The sequence below is a fragment of the Desmospora profundinema genome (assembly GCF_031454155.1).
GTDB lineage: Bacteria > Bacillota > Bacilli > Thermoactinomycetales > DSM-45169 > Desmospora > Desmospora profundinema.
Window position 1 is genome coordinate 12250 of record NZ_JAVDQG010000010.1, and the last position, 18364, is coordinate 30613.

General features: G+C 52.3%; 16 protein-coding genes and 1 riboswitch. Of the genes, 11 read left to right on the forward strand and 5 right to left on the reverse strand.

Annotated elements, in window-relative coordinates; translation table 11 throughout:
• From guaA to JOE21_RS16880, 5 genes are all read right to left on the reverse strand, one after another.
• Entirely contained in the window at positions 1-1542 is a 1542-nt protein-coding gene (gene guaA / locus JOE21_RS16860) for a glutamine-hydrolyzing GMP synthase (RefSeq protein ID WP_309868541.1), read from the reverse strand.
• Between the two features lie 193 nt (positions 1543-1735).
• A riboswitch (purine riboswitch) is annotated at positions 1736-1837 on the reverse strand.
• A 152-nt stretch (positions 1838-1989) separates the two neighbouring features.
• The gene (locus JOE21_RS16865; RefSeq protein WP_309868542.1) at positions 1990-4224 is read right to left on the reverse strand and encodes a DUF4129 domain-containing transglutaminase family protein; all 2235 of its coding nucleotides are present in this window, start codon (positions 4222-4224) and stop codon (positions 1990-1992) included.
• A complete protein-coding gene (locus JOE21_RS16870; RefSeq protein WP_309868543.1) occupies positions 4196-5428 on the reverse strand; it encodes a DUF58 domain-containing protein in 1233 nt (410 codons plus the stop codon). Before JOE21_RS16870 ends, JOE21_RS16865 begins: the two co-directional genes overlap by 29 nt.
• Positions 5429-5434: 6 nt before the next feature.
• A complete protein-coding gene (locus JOE21_RS16875; RefSeq protein WP_309868544.1) occupies positions 5435-6418 on the reverse strand; it encodes an AAA family ATPase in 984 nt (327 codons plus the stop codon).
• A gap of 162 nt (positions 6419-6580) precedes the next feature.
• On the reverse strand, positions 6581-7876 hold the full coding sequence (locus JOE21_RS16880) for a nucleotide sugar dehydrogenase (protein WP_309868546.1): 1296 nt from the start codon (positions 7874-7876) through the stop codon (positions 6581-6583).
• A 79-nt stretch (positions 7877-7955) separates the two neighbouring features.
• On the opposite strand from JOE21_RS16880, the gene JOE21_RS16885 reads away from it, so the two are divergent.
• The 11 genes from JOE21_RS16885 to JOE21_RS16935 all read left to right on the forward strand — a co-directional run bounded on the left by JOE21_RS16885 (position 7956) and on the right by JOE21_RS16935 (position 18364).
• Positions 7956-8327 (forward strand): pyridoxal-phosphate dependent enzyme, encoded by a 372-nt coding sequence (locus JOE21_RS16885; protein ID WP_309868548.1) that lies wholly within the window; start codon positions 7956-7958, stop codon positions 8325-8327.
• 196 nt (positions 8328-8523) lie between these two features.
• Positions 8524-9555 (forward strand): SDR family NAD(P)-dependent oxidoreductase, encoded by a 1032-nt coding sequence (locus tag JOE21_RS16890; RefSeq protein ID WP_309868551.1) that lies wholly within the window; start codon positions 8524-8526, stop codon positions 9553-9555.
• Positions 9552-10259 (forward strand): acylneuraminate cytidylyltransferase family protein, encoded by a 708-nt coding sequence (locus JOE21_RS16895; RefSeq protein WP_309868552.1) that lies wholly within the window; start codon positions 9552-9554, stop codon positions 10257-10259. Before JOE21_RS16890 ends, JOE21_RS16895 begins: the two co-directional genes overlap by 4 nt.
• Positions 10256-11050, forward strand: a complete 795-nt coding sequence (locus tag JOE21_RS16900; protein ID WP_309868554.1) for an SDR family NAD(P)-dependent oxidoreductase — start codon at positions 10256-10258, stop codon at positions 11048-11050. The genes JOE21_RS16895 and JOE21_RS16900 overlap by 4 nt, the downstream gene beginning before the upstream one ends.
• An 86-nt stretch (positions 11051-11136) precedes the next feature.
• On the forward strand, positions 11137-11967 hold the full coding sequence (locus JOE21_RS16905) for a Gfo/Idh/MocA family protein (protein WP_309868555.1): 831 nt from the start codon (positions 11137-11139) through the stop codon (positions 11965-11967).
• The gene (locus tag JOE21_RS16910; RefSeq protein ID WP_309868556.1) at positions 11951-12775 is read left to right on the forward strand and encodes an SDR family NAD(P)-dependent oxidoreductase; all 825 of its coding nucleotides are present in this window, start codon (positions 11951-11953) and stop codon (positions 12773-12775) included. Before JOE21_RS16905 ends, JOE21_RS16910 begins: the two co-directional genes overlap by 17 nt.
• Positions 12769-13743, forward strand: coding sequence for a Gfo/Idh/MocA family oxidoreductase (locus tag JOE21_RS16915; protein WP_309868557.1), 975 nt, complete (start codon positions 12769-12771; stop codon positions 13741-13743). The genes JOE21_RS16910 and JOE21_RS16915 overlap by 7 nt, the downstream gene beginning before the upstream one ends.
• On the forward strand, positions 13728-14705 hold the full coding sequence (locus tag JOE21_RS16920; protein WP_309868558.1) for a Gfo/Idh/MocA family protein: 978 nt from the start codon (positions 13728-13730) through the stop codon (positions 14703-14705). The genes JOE21_RS16915 and JOE21_RS16920 overlap by 16 nt, the downstream gene beginning before the upstream one ends.
• Positions 14702-16174 (forward strand): hypothetical protein, encoded by a 1473-nt coding sequence (locus JOE21_RS16925; protein WP_309868559.1) that lies wholly within the window; start codon positions 14702-14704, stop codon positions 16172-16174. The genes JOE21_RS16920 and JOE21_RS16925 overlap by 4 nt, the downstream gene beginning before the upstream one ends.
• An 85-nt stretch (positions 16175-16259) precedes the next feature.
• On the forward strand, positions 16260-17726 hold the full coding sequence (locus JOE21_RS16930; RefSeq protein WP_309868560.1) for a hypothetical protein: 1467 nt from the start codon (positions 16260-16262) through the stop codon (positions 17724-17726).
• Positions 17726-18364, forward strand: coding sequence for an acetyltransferase (locus tag JOE21_RS16935; RefSeq protein ID WP_309868562.1), 639 nt, complete (start codon positions 17726-17728; stop codon positions 18362-18364). Before JOE21_RS16930 ends, JOE21_RS16935 begins: the two co-directional genes overlap by 1 nt.

Here is an 18364-nt window from a genome sequence, read left to right on the forward strand (position 1 = left end):
TCACTCCCACTCAATGGTGGCAGGCGGTTTAGATGTGATGTCGTACACCACCCGGTTGACTCCATCCACTTCATTAATGATGCGATTCGATATTTTTTCCAACACTTCATTGGGAATGCGAGCCCAATCGGCGGTCATGCCGTCGATGGAAGTGACCGCACGGATGCCGACCGTATAGGCGTATGTGCGGGCATCTCCCATTACTCCCACGCTCTTAAAGTCGGGAAGTGCGGTGAAGTATTGCCAAATCTCGCGATCCAATCCCGCCTTTGCAATCTCGTCGCGCAAGATGGCATCCGATTCACGAACGATCACCAATTTCTCCTCGGTTACCTCTCCAATCACCCGGATTCCAAGACCCGGACCGGGGAAGGGTTGACGCCAAACAATTTCCCGGGGCAGGCCCAACTCTTCGCCTACTTTCCGTACTTCATCCTTAAACAAGGTATTGACCGGTTCCACCAGGTCCATTTGCATGTCCTCAGGCAAGCCGCCTACATTATGGTGGGACTTGATCGTCTGGGCCGTCTCCGTCCCCGACTCGATAATGTCGGTATAAAGGGTCCCTTGTCCCAGAAATTGATGGTGACCCAGTTTTTTCTGTTCTTCCTCGAACACTCGGATAAACTCATTGCCAATGATCTTCCGCTTTTGTTCCGGATCGGTGACACCCTTCAACTTGGTCAAAAAACGCTCCTGAGCGTCCACTTTGACCACATTCATCTGGAAGTGATCGGAGAAGGTTCGCATCACGCTGTCCGCTTCCCCTTTGCGCAGCAAGCCGTGGTCCACAAAGACGCAGGTGAGCTGATCCCCGATCGCCCGGTGAATCAAGGCGGCCACGACAGACGAATCCACCCCCCCGGACAGGGCACACAGTACACGCTTATCCCCAACGTGGCGTTTCAACTCATCTACGGTGTCATCGATAAAGGTCTCCATGCTCCAGTTTCCTTCACAGCCACATACATCATAAAGGAAACGCTGGATCATGGTATTCCCTTCCACGGTGTGTCTCACCTCAGGATGAAACTGGACGGCGTACACTTTGCGATCCGGATCGCTCATCGCGGCCACCGGTGCCGAAGCGGTTTTACCGTCCACTTGAAAACCGGCAGGCGGAGCGGTCACCACATCACTGTGGCTCATCCATACAGACTGTTTGCGGTCCATACCGGAAAAAAGTGTCGAGTCGGATACCACTTCCACTTCCGCTTTCCCGTACTCCCGTTTACCTGCCCGGTCCACTTCCGCCCCATAGTGTGCGGAGATCAGCTGCATGCCATAGCAAATTCCCAAAATGGGAATCCTCAAATCAAAGATGGCAGGATCACATTTTGGGGCTCCTTCTCCGTAGACACTGGCGGGTCCCCCGGAGAAAACAATACCCGCAGGTGCCATCTCCTGCAGCTTGTCCGCAGAGACATGATACGGAACCAGTTCACTGAAAACCCCCAAATCCCGGATCCGACGGGCGATCAACTGGTTGTACTGCCCCCCGAAATCCAATACGACCACGCGTTCATCCATTGGTTTGTCCATCAACCTTCCCCACTTTCACATTCAGAAATATGGAAAAGACCGGACCTTGCACACCGCACTGCCGGCAATACAAGACTCCGGTCCACCGTTTCCTCCGGGACATGTCTGAATCCATCGATGAAGCGGGTTTGGCCACCCCTCTTCATTCCAGCAAAAATGGATATCCCAGACAGGTCTGACAAGAGATCACGACACCGGTGACCCATAAGCTCGTAGTCCGGCCATTTACGGTGGCAGGGTAGAAACGTTCAGGCCATATTCCTGAATATATACGAGACAGATCGACCGTCATTAATCTTTTTCCAATCGCGGTCTGTCAACGCCTATCATCATACCAGCCGCATTGTTGGAAGGTCAAGCCGGAAAAGGAGCAGGGCTCTGTACCATTTATTACTGATGAATCGATCCACCTTCTCCTCTTTTCAGCTTCTCCAACCCCAGTCCCCGTTATGAAGGACGGAATTGCTCCATCACCCGTTTCCAAAGCTGCCAGGTTCGTTCCTTTAGCCCCGGCTCCCCTTTGCCGTAGCGGGATTCCTCATAGGCACAGGTGAGCTCCCTTAATTCATCCGAAGGCTGGCTGAGCCAATCCCGCTCCAGTACATACTCCCGCAGGGTTTGATGCGGACGGCGGGGACCCTGGTACCAAGACAACCAACGTAACAAGGAACGATAGGCACGGAAGATCGAATCGTCAGAGGACGGCGATCGTTGGTACCACCACCAGAGTAAGCGATAACGAAGAAACCATATGAAAAAGCCCATAGCGGATAACATCAGTCCGGCACCCCATGCCCAGGGTTGCCAACGGAGTGCCCCTTCAGAGGCGTCCGCTCCTTCTGATTGATTCGGATCTTGCTCCAGCTGCGGATCCCGGGAATCGGAGCCGCCGACAGTAGTATCGGTATCGTTCACCCCGCTGTCCGTCCCATCATCCGCAGAATCCACATCCCAATCGATCGGTGTGGGATTGGAAAAACCGGGGGTCGGTTCGAAAGGAATCCAACCGCGATCCTCAAAGTAAACCTCCACCCAGGAGTGGGCATTGCTGTTTTTCACATTTACCTGGTAGAGCTCTTCTGTATCATAGGCTTTCAATACCTTGTCATCGCTCACCCGTTCCGAATTTCCAGGCGCAAATCCTTTTACCCAACGGGCCGGGATATCCAGGCTGCGCAGCATGACCACCATCGAAGTGGAAAAATGGTCACAGTATCCCTGTTTTGAGTCAAACAAAAACTGATCGACGAAATCATCCCCATCCCCCGGAATCGGCACCTCATCCAATTCATAGGTGTAGCCGCCTTCCCTGCGTAAGAAGCCCTCCACTGCTTTAACCGCATCGTAGGGGTTATCCTCTCCACCGCCCACTTCCCGGGCCAATTCCCGTACCCGATCCGGCAAAGAGTCCGGAAGTTGAAGATAGATATCGGTAATCTCCCGGGGGTAATCCCCGCCGGTCCCCCTCAGATCCTCTTCATTGATGCGGGGGATTTTTGCCTCTATGCCATACCGTTCGAGAGAAACATGCTGGGCTGTGATAAAGCCGCCATGCTCCGGTTGTGGCAACAACATGGCAGCCGGCTCAAGAAAATGGATTCGCTTTAATTGACCAGGCGTAAACAGGACCGGGTAGCCCCTTTGGGAAAGGCTGAACACCCGATTTTCATCACTGGATACGTTCTGAAAAAGCTGTGAATCGATTTTTACCGACTCGTATCCATCCTCGTTTTCCCCGCCGTTCTCCGGAAACACCCATTGGTCCTCGGGCTGCAAGGTGTTTTGCCATCCCTTTCCCGTATATAGATCACGGGACTCTCCCCGCCAATAATAAGGGGTTTCCAGAAATGCTTCTATCACCACATCCTCGTTCATCAGCAGCGAACCGCCCAAGCGGCTGTCATCCCGGCTGTAACCGATCCGGCGAAATCCGGGTCCTCCCCCGGCCCGCTCATCCCCACTCTGGATCCAGGCAGCCGGATTGGGCCAACTGGCTTCCGGTTTGGGTGCCATCCAGCCCGTCCCCACCGCTGATAAAATGAGCAGAGCAGCCAAAAGGGTCCAACCTCTGGCAGGGGGAGGCTCTCCTGCCGATTGTTCCCTCAATTGAGACAGACGCAGCCAAGCCAAGGCTACAAAACTGTAAACAAACACACGCAGGATGGCGCTACTGGCGTCATATGGAGTGAAGCTGTCCAAAATGGAGAGTGCGATCACCGCCCCGATTATAAAGGGGAAGATCCTTCCCCGCTCCAATGCCCAAATACGAAACAGGATCGACAGCCCCCATAGACTGAGGAGAAACCAAAAGGTATGAAAGGACGGAGGGCCGATCCACCCTTGTTCCCCCCACCACACGGACCAACCTTGTGCCACATCCGTCATCCACTCCTGCAGCCATATCCAGTCCAGAAACGGGTATTGCTTGGCAAAGTGGGCGACATACAACATCCCCCCCAGCACAAGGGCGGACAGGGGCAAGCGCACCCAAGCGGACTGAAACAAAAGCTGTAAAATCAACAACAACAGGAAAGCCAAAAAAAACACATCCACTCGGTCGGTACCCTCGATTTCCGAAAAGGGGAGCAAGCATTCCCAGACCAACAGCGTGACCAGAACGGATAATCCCCATCCCCGTCCCCGGGATGGAGGATTACTGGTTTGCCATATGTTTTCCGCCATGGGAGCCACCTCCCCTGAAAATCTCGTTAAAGCCGTCATGAGGCACCGGAACACAATGAACACCCCATTGGCGCAATTGTGTGTAACAGGCTGTTTCCGCCGTCGTCGGAGGTTCCTCCGTGTTGATCCAGCAATACTCCACTTGCATGCGGAAATGAGAAAGGTGGGCCACGGCTTTGCGTGCATCTTCACCTAGACGGGTACTTATTAAGACAACTTTTGCTCCTCTGGAGAGACGGGAAACTTGCTGGGCCACCACTTCGTCCAGTGGGAAAGACCCATCCGCCCGCACTTCAGCCAAATGACGAAGTAATCGCAACAGATGCTCCTGTCCCCGTCCCATCGGTAAACTGCAGGGCGTATGCCCATTGGTGAGCAACCCGGCGATGAGACGCCGCTCCATGGCGTGGTGGATCAGGGATGCGGTCAGGCTGACAGCACGCTCAAACCGGACAGATTGATCAGGATCGGGGCTCCCCTCTTCCATACAACAGTCCAATACAAACAGCAAATCGTGAGTAACCTGCTGTTCAAACTCCTTCACTTTTAGTCCCTGACCACGGGCGGACGCTTTCCAATGGATGCGGCTGAGACGGTCCCGGTTGGTATAATCGCGTACACCTACGACAGCGGTCACATCCTCGCTGATCCGGGGAGTGGATAAGGACCGGCCGGCCTTGCGCTCATGGATCGCCGACCAGAACCGGATGGGATGAATCCGCGGAAAGACCAACACTTCTTCCCGTTTGTCCAGGATCCGCTTCTTTTCCACAAACCCGAACAGATCCCCCGATGAGACTTCCACTCCGTCAAAACGATGCCGCCCCCGGGGCAGGCGGTATGTCACCACCTCCCCCCGTCCTTGTCGTTTCCAGCCTGGAAAGTCCACCTGTCTGTCTTCTTCCAGAAAAGCGGCTGCTTCCCCATAGTGACGGATGATCAGCCAGGAAAGAGGAGACGGCTTACGCAACCGGTAAGAAACCAGGATTCGCAATTGCTCCCCCTGCGTGATTTGATTGGCGGACAGGGTACGGGTGATTTCCGCACCAGACAGGGTAAACTGCTGGACGAACCACACATAACCGGTGATCACCAGGGATGCGTAAAAAAGGAACCAAGGCACATGCCCTCCTTGAAAACGGGCAAAAGCATAGGCGGCTGCCGTTAACAGGGTAAGGACGAGGACCCCCTGAAATCGCTTCAACGCCAATCACCCTTTGCTTTCCTGCGGCAGGACCGGCACCGGCACCCGCGACAGGATTCGTTTTAGCAACCCCTCTACGTGAAACCCGCTTAATCGCGCTTCGGAATTGAGAATGATGCGATGGCCCAAAGTGAGGGGAGTCAGTTTTTTCACATCATCGGGAATGACGTACGTTCGCCCCTGGATAAACGCCCAAGCCTGGGCGGTCCGGAACAGGGCGATCGATCCCCGGGGGCTGGCTCCCAGATATACTTCATCCGGAGTGCGGGTCGCCTGTACCACTTCCACAATATAATCAGCGACGGAGTCATCCACATGCACTTGCCGCACGTCCCTTTGCAGTTCCAGCAATTCCTTTCGGGAGATGGCTTCGGTCACATCTTCAATAGGATGATAATGGCGGATCCGGGCCAGCACTTCCGCTTCCTCCACGGCACTCGGATATCCCAAGCTGAGTTTTAGCAGAAACCGGTCCAACTGAGCTTCTGGAAGAGGAAACGTTCCCTCGTACTCAATTGGATTTTGGGTTGCCATCACGAAAAAAGGCTGTTCCAACTCATATGTGTCCCCGTCCACGGTAACGCTTCCCTCCTCCAAAGCCTCCAATAATGCGGACTGGGTTTTAGGGGAAGTCCGGTTGATTTCGTCAGCCAACACCACATGAGACATAACGGGTCCCGGACGGAATTCAAATTGATGCGTTTTTTGATTATAGATCGAGAATCCCGTGACATCCGAGGGCAGAAGATCGGGAGTGAACTGAATTCTGCGAAAGCGGCAACCCACCGATTTGGCCAGCGCCTTCACCAGCATCGTTTTACCCACACCCGGTACATCTTCTAACAGCACATGCCCCCGGCACAACAGTGCCACGAGACACAGCTGGATCGTTTCCCGTTTCCCGACCATGACACGTTCCACTTGTTTGATCACTTCGGCGATGCGCGGCTGCAGGTGGTCTTCCGACTGGATGGTTTGCACCTGTTTCAAATCTGAGACCTCCGATCCGTAAACTTCATAAGATGTCCACCAATCTATACCCTGTTCCTCTCTTATTCTATCTTACGATACCGATTTCCCGCTCACACGAAATCCCCCGGTGACGGGGGATTTCGATATATTCCAACCGTGATAAAAGATAAATGATAGACTTTAATGAGCGGATCCAACCGGAGAAACCACAGCCCGCGGCGTTCCCAAACGTTGAATCACCAATTGGGGATGATCGGTTTGCAAAATTCCTTTGGTGTCGAGGATCCATGGCGTACGCATCCGTTCGGCGATCCGATTTCCCTCCAGATATTTAAACGGTTCATGATCGGTCAAAATGACGAGGCAGTCCGCATCTTGCATCGCTTCATCCGCCTCCATCAGGGGAATGGCCACTTTTTCCTCTTCCACAAAGGGATCGTGTACAACTACCTGCAACTCCTTATCCCGTGACAGCTCTTCCCACACCGCAAGAGCGGGACTCTCTCGGATATCGTCCACATTTCCCTTATACGCCAGTCCGAACAGCGCCACCTTGGGCGCAGTCCTTCCCTTTACCATTTCCTTTACCCAGTTCGCAACATAGGCTGGCATGCTGCTGTTGATCTTTCGGGCGGTGCGAATCAAGAGGGCCTCATCGGGGGCCTTTTCCGTAATGAAGTAAGGATCGACAGCCAAGCAGTGTCCACCCACACCGGGACCGGGTTGGTGCAGATTCACCCGCGGATGTTGGTTGGCCAGACGAATCACTTCCCAGGCATCGATTCCCAAACGATCGGATACACGCACCAGCTCATTGGCCAGTGCAATGTTCACATCCCGGTAGGTATTCTCCATCAGCTTGGTCATCTCAGCGGTAATGGCTTCCGTCTCCATCACCTCTCCTTGAACCACTGTCCGATAAACACGGGCCGCCTTCTTCGTTGAAACCGGATCCACTCCTCCCACGATGCGATGATTATGGCTGAGCTCATGCAGAATCCGTCCGGGCAGAACCCGTTCCGGGCAGTGGGCCAGATACAGATCCTCTCCGATCCGCCACCCGGCAGCCGTTAAGATCGGTGCCACCCGGTCATCCATCGTCCGAGGCGGAACCGTCGACTCCACGATCACCATATTTCCCGGTGACAAAACCGGCAGCAGACTGTGAACGGCCTCCTCCACATAATCCAGATTGGCCCGTTGATCCGGATGGATGGGTGTCGGTACGGCGATGATAAAGACATCGGCCGGCTCTGGTGCCAGAGCGGCTTGCAGCCGCCCGCGCTTCACCTGCCGCTGGAGCAGTTCCGCCAATCCCGGCTCCTCGATGTGTACCCGTCCGTCATTTACCACGGCCACCACGTGGGGATCCACATCCGCCCCGATCACCTTCCAGCCCCGGTCTGCAAAGACGGCAGCCGTAGGAAGGCCGATATAACCCAAACCCACCACACAACACCGTTGTTCCGTTTCCATGATTGTTTGCATTCCTCCCAAATGAAGGGTCGGTTCGACATAATCGCCTATATTCCGTCACCTTCTGATATAAGTTTCGATGCCAGGGATTGTTTTCCTTTTTCGGGACCCAAAAAAGGAACCTTCTCTTTACACCATCGCCGACAGCCTCCGCAACACCATTCCAGGATCGATGACTTTCCCAATCATCCAATCCCTTGTAGAGTCCGTGATCACGGTCACAGAAGAGGAAATCTGGGAAGCCTTGCGCTGGGTCTTCCTGCGGCTGAAGCTGGTGATCGAACTTTCCAGCGCGGTTCCCCTCGCCGCTTTAATGAGCGGAAAGCTGCCGGAAGATGCTTACAGGGTCGGCGTCATCGTCAGCGGAGGCAATATCAACCCGCCGGTGTTAGCACGTATCATGGGGAAACAACCCGCTCCTGACGAAGAAGTCCATTCCTATTACTACTAAAAAAAGCATGCCGATTTTTATCGGCATGCTTTTTTAGTGATAAGAAAGCGTGTGAAGACCTTTGAATGAATGGAAGATAATAAGAGCTGTTTGCTAGACTCCCGCTTGGTTCCTTAAAAAATAGGGCAGTGCCGGTCCATTCCTATCAATCCCACATATATTGAAACTAGTAATGGGAGTAAGGAGATAAACTAAAATGAAAAACTCATCTCAGATCGATCGGCTTTTTCGCGACAAGCGAATCCTCGTAACGGGAGGGACTGGATCCATCGGTTCAGCGGTCGTCCAGCGCCTCCTCACTTATAATCCCTCCCAAATCGTTGTTTTCAGTCGTGATGAGAATAAGCATCACCATATGAAAAACCTTTTTCAAGATCATGCTTGCCTTGGTTTTTATTTAGGAGACATCCGTGATGCTCGGGCTGTTCAGTCTATCACACGGGATATCGACCTTGTTTTTAACTTAGCGGCACAAAAACAGGTTCCCGCTTGTGAACAGCAGCCGATGGAGGCCACTTGTACCAATATCATCGGTGCGTACAACTTGATCGAAGCTTGTATACAAAACAGGGTGAAAAAAGTCGTAAACATCAGCACAGATAAGGTAGTCTTTCCCACCAGTGTTCTCGGAGCCAGCAAATTGGTGAGCGAGAGGATGTTTTATCAGGCCAACAACAACCCCTGTACCCATTTCTGTTCCGTCCGTTTCGGCAACGTGATCGGCTCCAGAGGTTCGGTTATTCCCCTCTTACTTACTCAAGCCCGGCTTCAGCAGGAGTTAACCATAACGGATCTGCGTATGACACGCTTCTTTATGAGTATCTCGGAGGCCGTTCAACTTACCATTCTCGCTCTCGCTTACTCTCAAGGGGGGGAAACCTTCATCTTTAAAATGAAGGCCTTATCGATAGATGACCTCGTGCAATCCATCCGTCGTTACTGTCGCCTGCACCAATATCAAGATCCGCTCATTCGGATTACCGGTGCCCGCCTAGGAGAGAAGTTATATGAAGAACTGATGTTTGATCATGAGATGGAAAAAACGCTGGAAAACGATCAATTGTATCTGATCCCTCCCGAAGGTCTTTCCCGGAAATATCCCGGATTTCGCCGTGTCCGCTTGCACTCGTATCGCTCAGACCGAGTGAAACGGATTTCTGCCCATGAGATCGATGAACTGCTGAAATCTTGTGACACCCTCTCCCAAAGGGGGTGGATCAACGAATGATCGATGGAAATACAGTATTTGCCGTTATTCCTGCACGTGGAGGCAGTAAACGAATTCCTCTGAAAAACATAGTGCCGCTGGCTGGAAAGCCCCTGATCGCTTGGACGATTGAAACCGCTCTTGCCACCCCGGAGATCGATCGGGTGATTGTTTCCACCGATCATGATCAAATCGCCGATACCGCTTATCAATACGGCGCCAAAGTGATGAAGCGTCCCGTTCATCTTGCTCAAGACGATTCCCTGCCTGTGGATGTCATACGGGACCTGCTGGAGCGTTGGCGCAAAGAAGGAAACATTCCGAAATACACCGTCTACCTGGAACCTACCAATCCACTGCGAAGACCGAAAGACATCCAGCGTTGCCTTAAGATGCTTCACAATGATCCATCAGCCTTTGATTCCGTCGCCACCTTCAAAAAGGCCGATATTCACCCTTATAAAACGTGGAGGATCCAGATGAGTAAGCCATCCGTCTTCGTCCCGGAAGCACAACCATGGGTTCCCCAGCAACAGTTGGAACCCGTCTATCAAATGGATGGGACCGTCTATTGCTTTGTAACCAATCGTCTCGACAACCAGGCGAAATCCGTCTTTTTCGGAAACATCGGGGCACTGGTCATCCCTTCGGAGCGTTCCATCGACATCAATGAAACCCGGGACCTGCTGATCGCGGAAACCCTCCTCAAGGAGAGAAACCTATGAAAACATTACAGGAGCAGTTATCCTTAACCGGCAAAACGGCACTTGTCACGGGAGGAGCCGGATACCTCGGATCTTCTATTTCTGAAACGCTGGCGGAACTTGGAGCGGATGTGATCATCGCCAGCCGAAACCTGCAAAAGTGCCGGGAATGGTGCGAAAAATTACGGCGTCGTTTTCCATCCATCCAGGCCACTCCATTAAAAATCGACCTGATCGACCCACACTCCGTCCAATTGGCTTTTGAAACCATCCATCAACAAACGAGCGGATTAGATATTCTCGTTAATAATGCCTGGTCCGGAAGGAAAAGTTCCTTGGAATCCGCAACAGAGGAGAGTTGGCGCCATGATCTGGAGATGAGTCTAACCTCGGTATTCCGCTGTGTCCGACATGCCATACCCGGATTGAAAAAAAAACGAGGGGTCATTCTCAACATCACATCCATGTATGGGCACGTCGCACCGGATTACCGGTTGTATCAAGGAAACCAGCATGTCAATCCCCCCGGCTACGGAGCAGCTAAAGCCGGTGTCATTCAATTATCCAAATACATGGCCAGCTTTCTATCCCCCTACGGAATACGAGTCAATTGTCTCAGCCCTGGTCCATTCCCCCACCCGGAAGCACAACAGGACAAAGTTTTTATGCAGCGTCTGGCAGAAAGAAATCCCCTCGGTCGGATCGGGCAACCCGAAGAACTAAAAGGAGCCGTCGCCCTGATGTGTTCCGACGCGTCCAGTTATATGACCGGCCAACATCTTTCCGTCGACGGCGGCTGGTCCATATGGTGACCCGCGTTGGTATCATCGGACTTTCTCCAGGAAACGGGCACCCTTTTTCATATTCCGCCATCCTCAACGGATATGAGCCCGCTCCCATGGTTCAAGCAGGATGGAAGGTTATTCATCAGTATTTAAAGGTGCGGGATCCAGCCGATTTTGGCATAGGAAACGTCCGGGTCACTCACGCGTGGACCCAGGATCAACGGATGACCCGCCTTCTCTGTCAAGCGTGTCATATTTCGCACCCCGTCGCCCGGCCCGTGGAAATGCTCGGTGAAGTGGATGCGGTTATTATTGCCCGGGACGACCTCGGCTCCCGTCTTCCCCTTGCTCTCCCGTTTCTCAAAGCGGGGCTCCCTGTCTTCATCGACAAACCCTTATCTGTTGACATAGAAGAATTAAGACAACTGCGTCCCTACTTGGAATCGGGAAAATTAATGTCTTGTTCGGGAATGCGCTATGCCCCGGAAATGGACTCCCTGCGTAGAAACCCAAAATCACTGGGGGCTTTAAGGTTAATCCGCGGCACCATCGTTCATTCATGGGAACATTATGGTATTCACTTAATCGACCTGGCCTCCCCTCTGTTATCCGCCCCCGCTTTAAGCGTATATGCCCTTAGAGCGGCTCATACATCCGTAGCCGTATCCTTGTCGGATGGATCCCTTTTTCATATCGATACACTTGGAGACTCGACTCCCTTTTATTCTCTGCAGATTTGGGGTGCCGAAGGAAGACTGGATTTGGAGATTCGGGATCGCTTCACGATGTTTCGAAGAATGTTGTGGCACTTTTTCCAATCGATCCAAACCGGAATCCCTTCCATCCCTCCCTCGGAAACCCTGGAAGCCATGAAGATCCTGATCGCGGGCCGAACATCCATCCAGCAAAAAAGAGAGGTGAAAATGGATGAAATCCGGCTATAAGGAGCAATTTCAACTAAAAGGAAAAACCGCCCTTGTCACCGGAGCGCTGGGTATTCTGGGGCGTCATTTCTGTCAGGGGTTGGCTGAATTCGGAGCGGATATTGCCGTCGTCGACTTGGATCAAAACACCTGTTCCCGATTCGCACGAGAATTGGAAATGAGATACGGAATTCGTTCCAAAGGGTACGGATGCGATTTATCGTCCCCTGATCGAGTGGAAGAAATGATCCAGAAAGCATCCACAGAATTGGGACCCATCCAGATTCTCCACAACAATGCAGCCACGAAGACGGATAACCCAGATGCGTTCTATACTTCATTTGAGAAGTTTTCCCCCACAATCTGGCGCCAAGTGATGGCGGTAAACCTGGATGCCATGTTTTATGTCGCTCAAAGCATAGGAAAGCGGATGATTCACAATCAAACTCCCGGATCGGTCATTCAAACCTCCTCGATCTATGGAATGTTGGGCCCGGATCCCAGCCTTTATCGGTCATCCCGATATATGGGGAGAGCGATCAGCACTCCGACCGTCTATGCCGCATCAAAGGCGGCTGTCTGGGGACTGACACGCAATCTGGCCACGCAATGGGCCCGTTACGGGATTCGGGTCAACATGTTGACTCCTGGGGGAGTGGAAAGCGGCCAAAATGAATCGTTTAAGCGTCAGTATGCCAAAAGAACACCGCTCGGCCGAATGGCGCAACCGGAAGAGATCGTCGGTGCTCTCCTCTTTCTAGCATCGGATGCCTCCCGTTATATTACCGGTCAAAACATCGTGGTAGATGGGGGATTCAGCGCATGGTAACCAAGAGCGTTGCAATCGTCGGAACCGGACAGATTGGAAGAAGACACCTGGAATCCTTGGCCAGGTCGGAGATGCAACTGATCGTTTACGCGGTTGAACCTTTCTCTTCCGCACTGATTCAAGCAAAAGAAATCGTTCAAAAAACGACCTCTGGGTGTTCACGCCTGGTCTGCTGCCAAAACATCCATGACCTTCCCGATGCCCTCGATCTGGTGATTGTCGCCACCACCGCCGATGTGAGGCGGTTCGCCGTGGAAGAACTACTGCGCGGCAGACGGATTCCCTTTCTCATTTTGGAAAAAGTGGTCTTTCAAGATGCGGATTCTTTCTCGGCTGTCCAACGGCTTATCCAAGAAAAAAAAGTTCAGACTTGGGTCAATTGCCCCATGCGCCTTCATCCCTTTTTCCGGCACTTAAAGGAAAAGATGCGCCTTGCTTCCCGTGTAACGTACCATGCGAGCGGGACACGGCTCGGATTGGGGAGTAATTCCATCCACCACTTGGATCTTTTCGCCTATTTGACTAAACATCCGATTGAACAGCTTTTTGCAGAAGATTTGGATCCTGTCGTCCATCCCGCCAAACGACCCGGATTTGTCGAGTTTACAGGTACCCTGCGGGGAAGGTCTTCCAATGGTTCCATCACGATCACTTCCTATGACCGCGAAGGGACCCCTCTGACCCTCTTTCTTGACAGCGACATCCTCCGATGCGCCGTTCACCCGCTGGAAGGATACGTGTGGTTGGCGGATGAGAGAACGGGATGGCGCTGGGAACGAAAGGACTATCCGGTTCTGCTTCAAAGCCAACTGACGAGCCGGATCGTAAAGGACATTCTAACCAATGGCCGTTCCGACCTCCCCACTTTTGAAGAATCCCTCCGTCTTCACCTTCCTCTATTACGGGTGTTGGGAGAGCACCATTCCCAAGTGACCAAAAAGGGGGGATCCGTATGTCCGATCACATAAATTCCTGTCTCTTGGTGGGAAGTGGGAGAATGGCGGTCGAGTACGCCAAGGTACTGCAAGCGATGGGAGTCCCTTTTCAGACGGTGGGGAGGGGAGCCTCCTCAGCGGAAGCCTTCCGTCAAAAGACAGGGGCGTCCGTCATCGAAGGGGGACTATCCTCCTATCTAAAAAAAACCAAAACACGACCGGCCGCAGCCATTGTCTGTACCGGGATTGAAGCGTTGGCGGATGCAACCATTCAGTTAATCCGTCATAACGTCCGGCATATTCTCGTGGAGAAGCCGGGGGGATTGAATACGAGTGAATTGATTCAAGTAAAAAAGGAGAGTGGGAAGCACATCGCCCGTGTTTTCATTGCGTATAACCGCCGTTTTTACGCATCCGTTCAAAAAGCCCGGGAATGGATCGAGGCGGATGGCGGCCTACAATCCTTTCACTTCGAGTTTACCGAGAGAAGCCAGGCTGTCGCTACCTCCTCCCTCCCGGAGACCGTCAAACAGAATTGGCTTTTGGCCAATTCCAGCCATGTGATTGACCTCGCCTTTTACCTCGGAGGATTCCCCAGCCGCCTGCACACTTTTTCCTCGGGCTCGCTCCCGTGGCATCCTTCCGCCGCACAGTTTGCAGGAGCGGGAAAAACTGAGCGGGGAGCTTTGTTTTCCTATCACGCCGATTGGGCGGCACCGGGGCGATGGTCGATTGATCTGCGAACGGCAAAACGGCGGCTTCTTCTTTGTCCGCTGGAAAAATTGAAGGTGCAATGGCCCGGACAGGACGATTGGACTTCGGTTCTCCTATCCGACGAGCGGGATCGCCAATTTAAGCCGGGCCTCTACCGTCTGACCGCTTCCTTCCTTTTCAAAGAAGAGGATCTACTTCCGAAAATCGACGAACACTGCCAATCCTGTCAAACGATCTACACCAAGATGGTTCCACCTCTCCGGAAAGAAGGGAATCCATGATGTACGGTCAAGAGACATTAAACGGACACAATGTCCTTCGTTACGGCTGGACACAGGATTTTTTTCATCACTTTCGAACGCTGACCGCAGACGGACTATCGCTCCCTCCCATGATGCAGCGGGAGTTTCATCAATGGATCCGCCCCTACGTCGACAAGTATAGGAACGATCCGGATGTAGTGGCAAAACTGGCAAAATCGCATCGGTTTTACACTGTCCGCGACGTTCAGAGAGGGTTGAGCCTCCTGCCTCAGCCTCTCGTTGACAAATCACACCACACCGACCGTCGTTCCATCTTGACTTCTCCATCCTTTTTTCCCTTTATCGAAGAATACCTGAAAGATCAATCTGTCATCCTTGTAGTCAATGGAAAAAAGGATGCAGAAAAGCTCTCACAGCACCAAATCCCAAAAAACTGTCAGGTTTGTCGTCTGACCGACTGGCTGCAGCCCGATCAAGTGATGGAGAAAAAACGGGCTCTATGGAAGGCAGCAGAGGATTTAGTTGCAAAAAATCAAAACCACCTTCTTTTTGGTAGTCCTGTTTTCCTTGGTTGGCTTCGTTCCCGAATCGGTCACAAACTGCTCCTCCTCCACGCCTATCAACGGATGATCCATCACTATTCGATTGGAGCGGTGTTGGAGCAAACGGAAACGATCTATCCACTTACGCTTATAACCGCCCGATATGACATTCCCTTCATCCTGGCTCCCCAAGTCTTTGTAACCGACCGATCTGTATTGCCCACCCGTGCTTCTCACATTTGCGTATGGGGACCGAACTACAAAAAGTTTTTTCAGCGGAGGGGGATCCCTGCTCATCGGATTTACACCGTGGGCAATGTGAGCTTTGAAAGTAAGCGTTCGGAACCCGTCATCAGCCAAGCGGAATTTCGAAAACGATTGGGGATCGCCCCGAATCACCGAATTCTCGTTTTTACCAGCCAGTTTTACGGGGAAACGGTAAACCAAATGCTGACCCGTTGGATCGCTTATGCTGTAAAAGGCTTGCCGATCACTTGCCTTCTGCTACCACACCCCAGCGATGAAACCGACTACTCCGAAATCAGCCGGCATTCCCCATTCATCCTTCCTTCCCGTTCCGTCACCTCCCTGTACGACTGCCTAGCCAACATGGACGCACTGATGACCATCAGCTCCATCACCGCCATCGAAGCGGCCATGTACGATAAAGGGGTGTTTATTCTTCAGCCTCCCCTTCCCTATCATTACGAACTGACAAACAATGATTCCTATACACTCTTAACACGATTACATGCCGGTGTAACGAGCCGAAATAAACAGGAACTCCGACGTCACCTCCATCATTTTGTAAAAAAACCAGCTTTTCGATCCCAGATGGAACGCCTGGCAAGATCCTTTCGATCCCAAACCGTGGTCCTAGACGGTTTCGCAGGAAACCGTCTGCGCAAGGTGATTCTTCAAGCCTTAAAGAAGGGACGACAGTAAAGAGAACGAGCAGGTGTGGTCGAACACCGCCAATCCTGTCACATCGATTCCAAGATCATTCCACCTTAAAGAAAGAAGGGAATTTATGATGTACGGTCAAGAGACATTAAACGGCCACAATGTCCTTCGTTACGGCTGGACACTGGATTTTTTTCATCACTTTCGTTCGCTGACCGCTGACGGATTATCGCTGCCCCCCATGATGCAGCGGGAGTTTCATCAATGGATCCGTCCCTACGTCGACAAGTATAAAAACGATCCGGAGGTCACGGCGAAACTGGCGGAATCGCATCGGTTTTACACCGTCCGCGACGTTCAGAGAGAATTAGGCCGCCTGCCCCAGCCTCTCGTTGATGGGTCGAACAACTCTGATCGTCGTTCCATCCTGACTTCTCCATCCTTTCTTCCCTTTATCGAAGAATACCTGAAAGATCAATCCGTGATACTTATAGTCAATGGAGTGAGGGATGCAGAGAAGCTTTCTCACCAAATCCCCGATCACTGTCAGATTTGTCACCTGACTGACTGGATGCAACCCGATTCGATAAAGAAAAAACTACTCGCTATTTGGAAGATAACGGAGGATTTGGTTGCAGAAAATCAACACCACCTGCTTTTTCGCGATCCTTCTTTCCATCATTGGCTTCGTTCTCGAATCAGACATAAATTACTTCTCCTGTACACCTATCAACGGATTATTCATCACTATTCCATTGGAGCGGTATTGGATCAAACGGAAACCATGTATCCAATTACGCTTACAGCCGCGCATTACGGTATTCCCTTCATCCTGGCTCCCCAAGTCTTTGTAAGCGATCGATCCATATTGCCGATCCGCGCCTCTCACGTTTGCGTATGGGGTCCTAACTACGAAAAGTGGTTTCGTCGCAGGGGGATTCCTGCTCATCGCATTCACACAGTGGGCAACGTAAGCTTTGAAAGAAAACGCTTAGAACCCGTCATCAGTCAAGCGGAATTTCGAAAACGGTTAGGGATCTCCCCCGAACATCGAATCCTCGTCTTTGCCAGCCAGTTCTACGGGGAAACGGTAAACCAAACGCTGACCCGTTGGATCGCTTACGCGATGGAAGGGTTGCCAATCACTTGCATCCTGCTTCCACACCCCAGCGATGAAACCGATTATTCCGAAATCAGCCGACACCCCCCATTCATCCTTCCTTCCCGTTCCGTCACCTCCCTGTATGACTGCTTGGCCAACATGGACGCACTGATGACCATCAGCTCCAACACCGCTGTGGAAGCAGCCATGTTCGGGAAAGGGGTGTTTATTCTACAGCCTCCCCTTCCTTACCTTTACGAACATACGAATAATGACTCCTCTTCACTATTAGTACAGTCAAATGCCGGAATAACGATCCGAAATCAAGAGGAACTCCGTCGTTCTCTCCGTCATTTTATAGAAAAACCTAATTATCGAACCCATATGAAACATCTGGCTAAATCCTTTCTTTCCCAAACCATGATTGCAGACGGCTCCTCAGGAATCCGTCTGCGTAAGGTAATCCTTAAGGCTTTACAGGAGGGGAGGTAATGAAAGCGAACCAGCAGGCGATCGCTATTATCGGCGCTGGAGGGCATGCTCGGGTGGTGGCGGACATCCTTACGCGAGTCCAACCGACGCGGCGTCAGGTCTTCTTTGCCAATACCGCCCATGACAGCTGGAATCCTTCCCCTCTATTCCCCGACGACCCCACTGTGATGGAGTCCGTTCCTTTTAACATCAAGGGATGGCATGTTGCGATCGGGGATCCGACGATCCGGAAGGAGAAAATACAGTTTCTGCTTCATAAAGGATGGACGGTCTATCACGCGATTCACGACAGAAGCACCTTGGCTTCCACTTCCGTCATCGGAGACGGAACGGCTGTCATGGCCGGTGCCGTACTGAATCCCGGAGCCCAAACAGGTACGGGCTGCATCGTTAATACGCAAGCCGTCTTGGAGCACGACAGTCGCATCGGCCACTATGTCAACGTAGGACCCGGAGCCGTTTTGGCCGGCTCCGCAGAAGTGGGCTCCGGCTCCGAGGTGGGAGCCGGAGCCATCATTCTCCCAGGAATTCGGGTGGGGACCCATTGCGTCGTGGGAGCGGGAGCAGTCGTCACCCGTGATTTGAAAGACGGAAGTGTGGCTGTCGGTGTTCCCGCCCGTCCAATCCGAACCATTTGA

What these genes read in the sequence shown, in the direction of transcription:
- JOE21_RS16920 (WP_309868558.1), top strand. Translation starts at nt 13,728, where the DNA reads ATGTCCGATCACATAAATTCCTGTCTCTTGGTGGGAAGTGGGAGAATG.
- JOE21_RS16880 (WP_309868546.1), bottom strand. Translation starts at nt 7,876, where the DNA reads ATGGAAACGGAACAACGGTGTTGTGTGGTGGGTTTGGGTTATATCGGC.
- JOE21_RS16905 (WP_309868555.1), top strand. Translation starts at nt 11,137, where the DNA reads ATGGTTCAAGCAGGATGGAAGGTTATTCATCAGTATTTAAAGGTGCGG.
- JOE21_RS16930 (WP_309868560.1), top strand. Translation starts at nt 16,260, where the DNA reads ATGATGTACGGTCAAGAGACATTAAACGGCCACAATGTCCTTCGTTAC.
- JOE21_RS16900 (WP_309868554.1), top strand. Translation starts at nt 10,256, where the DNA reads ATGAAAACATTACAGGAGCAGTTATCCTTAACCGGCAAAACGGCACTT.
- JOE21_RS16885 (WP_309868548.1), top strand. Translation starts at nt 7,956, where the DNA reads ATGCCAGGGATTGTTTTCCTTTTTCGGGACCCAAAAAAGGAACCTTCT.
- JOE21_RS16910 (WP_309868556.1), top strand. Translation starts at nt 11,951, where the DNA reads ATGAAATCCGGCTATAAGGAGCAATTTCAACTAAAAGGAAAAACCGCC.
- JOE21_RS16915 (WP_309868557.1), top strand. Translation starts at nt 12,769, where the DNA reads ATGGTAACCAAGAGCGTTGCAATCGTCGGAACCGGACAGATTGGAAGA.
- JOE21_RS16925 (WP_309868559.1), top strand. Translation starts at nt 14,702, where the DNA reads ATGATGTACGGTCAAGAGACATTAAACGGACACAATGTCCTTCGTTAC.
- JOE21_RS16935 (WP_309868562.1), top strand. Translation starts at nt 17,726, where the DNA reads ATGAAAGCGAACCAGCAGGCGATCGCTATTATCGGCGCTGGAGGGCAT.
- guaA (WP_309868541.1), bottom strand. Translation starts at nt 1,542, where the DNA reads ATGGACAAACCAATGGATGAACGCGTGGTCGTATTGGATTTCGGGGGG.
- JOE21_RS16895 (WP_309868552.1), top strand. Translation starts at nt 9,552, where the DNA reads ATGATCGATGGAAATACAGTATTTGCCGTTATTCCTGCACGTGGAGGC.
- JOE21_RS16890 (WP_309868551.1), top strand. Translation starts at nt 8,524, where the DNA reads ATGAAAAACTCATCTCAGATCGATCGGCTTTTTCGCGACAAGCGAATC.
- JOE21_RS16865 (WP_309868542.1), bottom strand. Translation starts at nt 4,224, where the DNA reads ATGGCGGAAAACATATGGCAAACCAGTAATCCTCCATCCCGGGGACGG.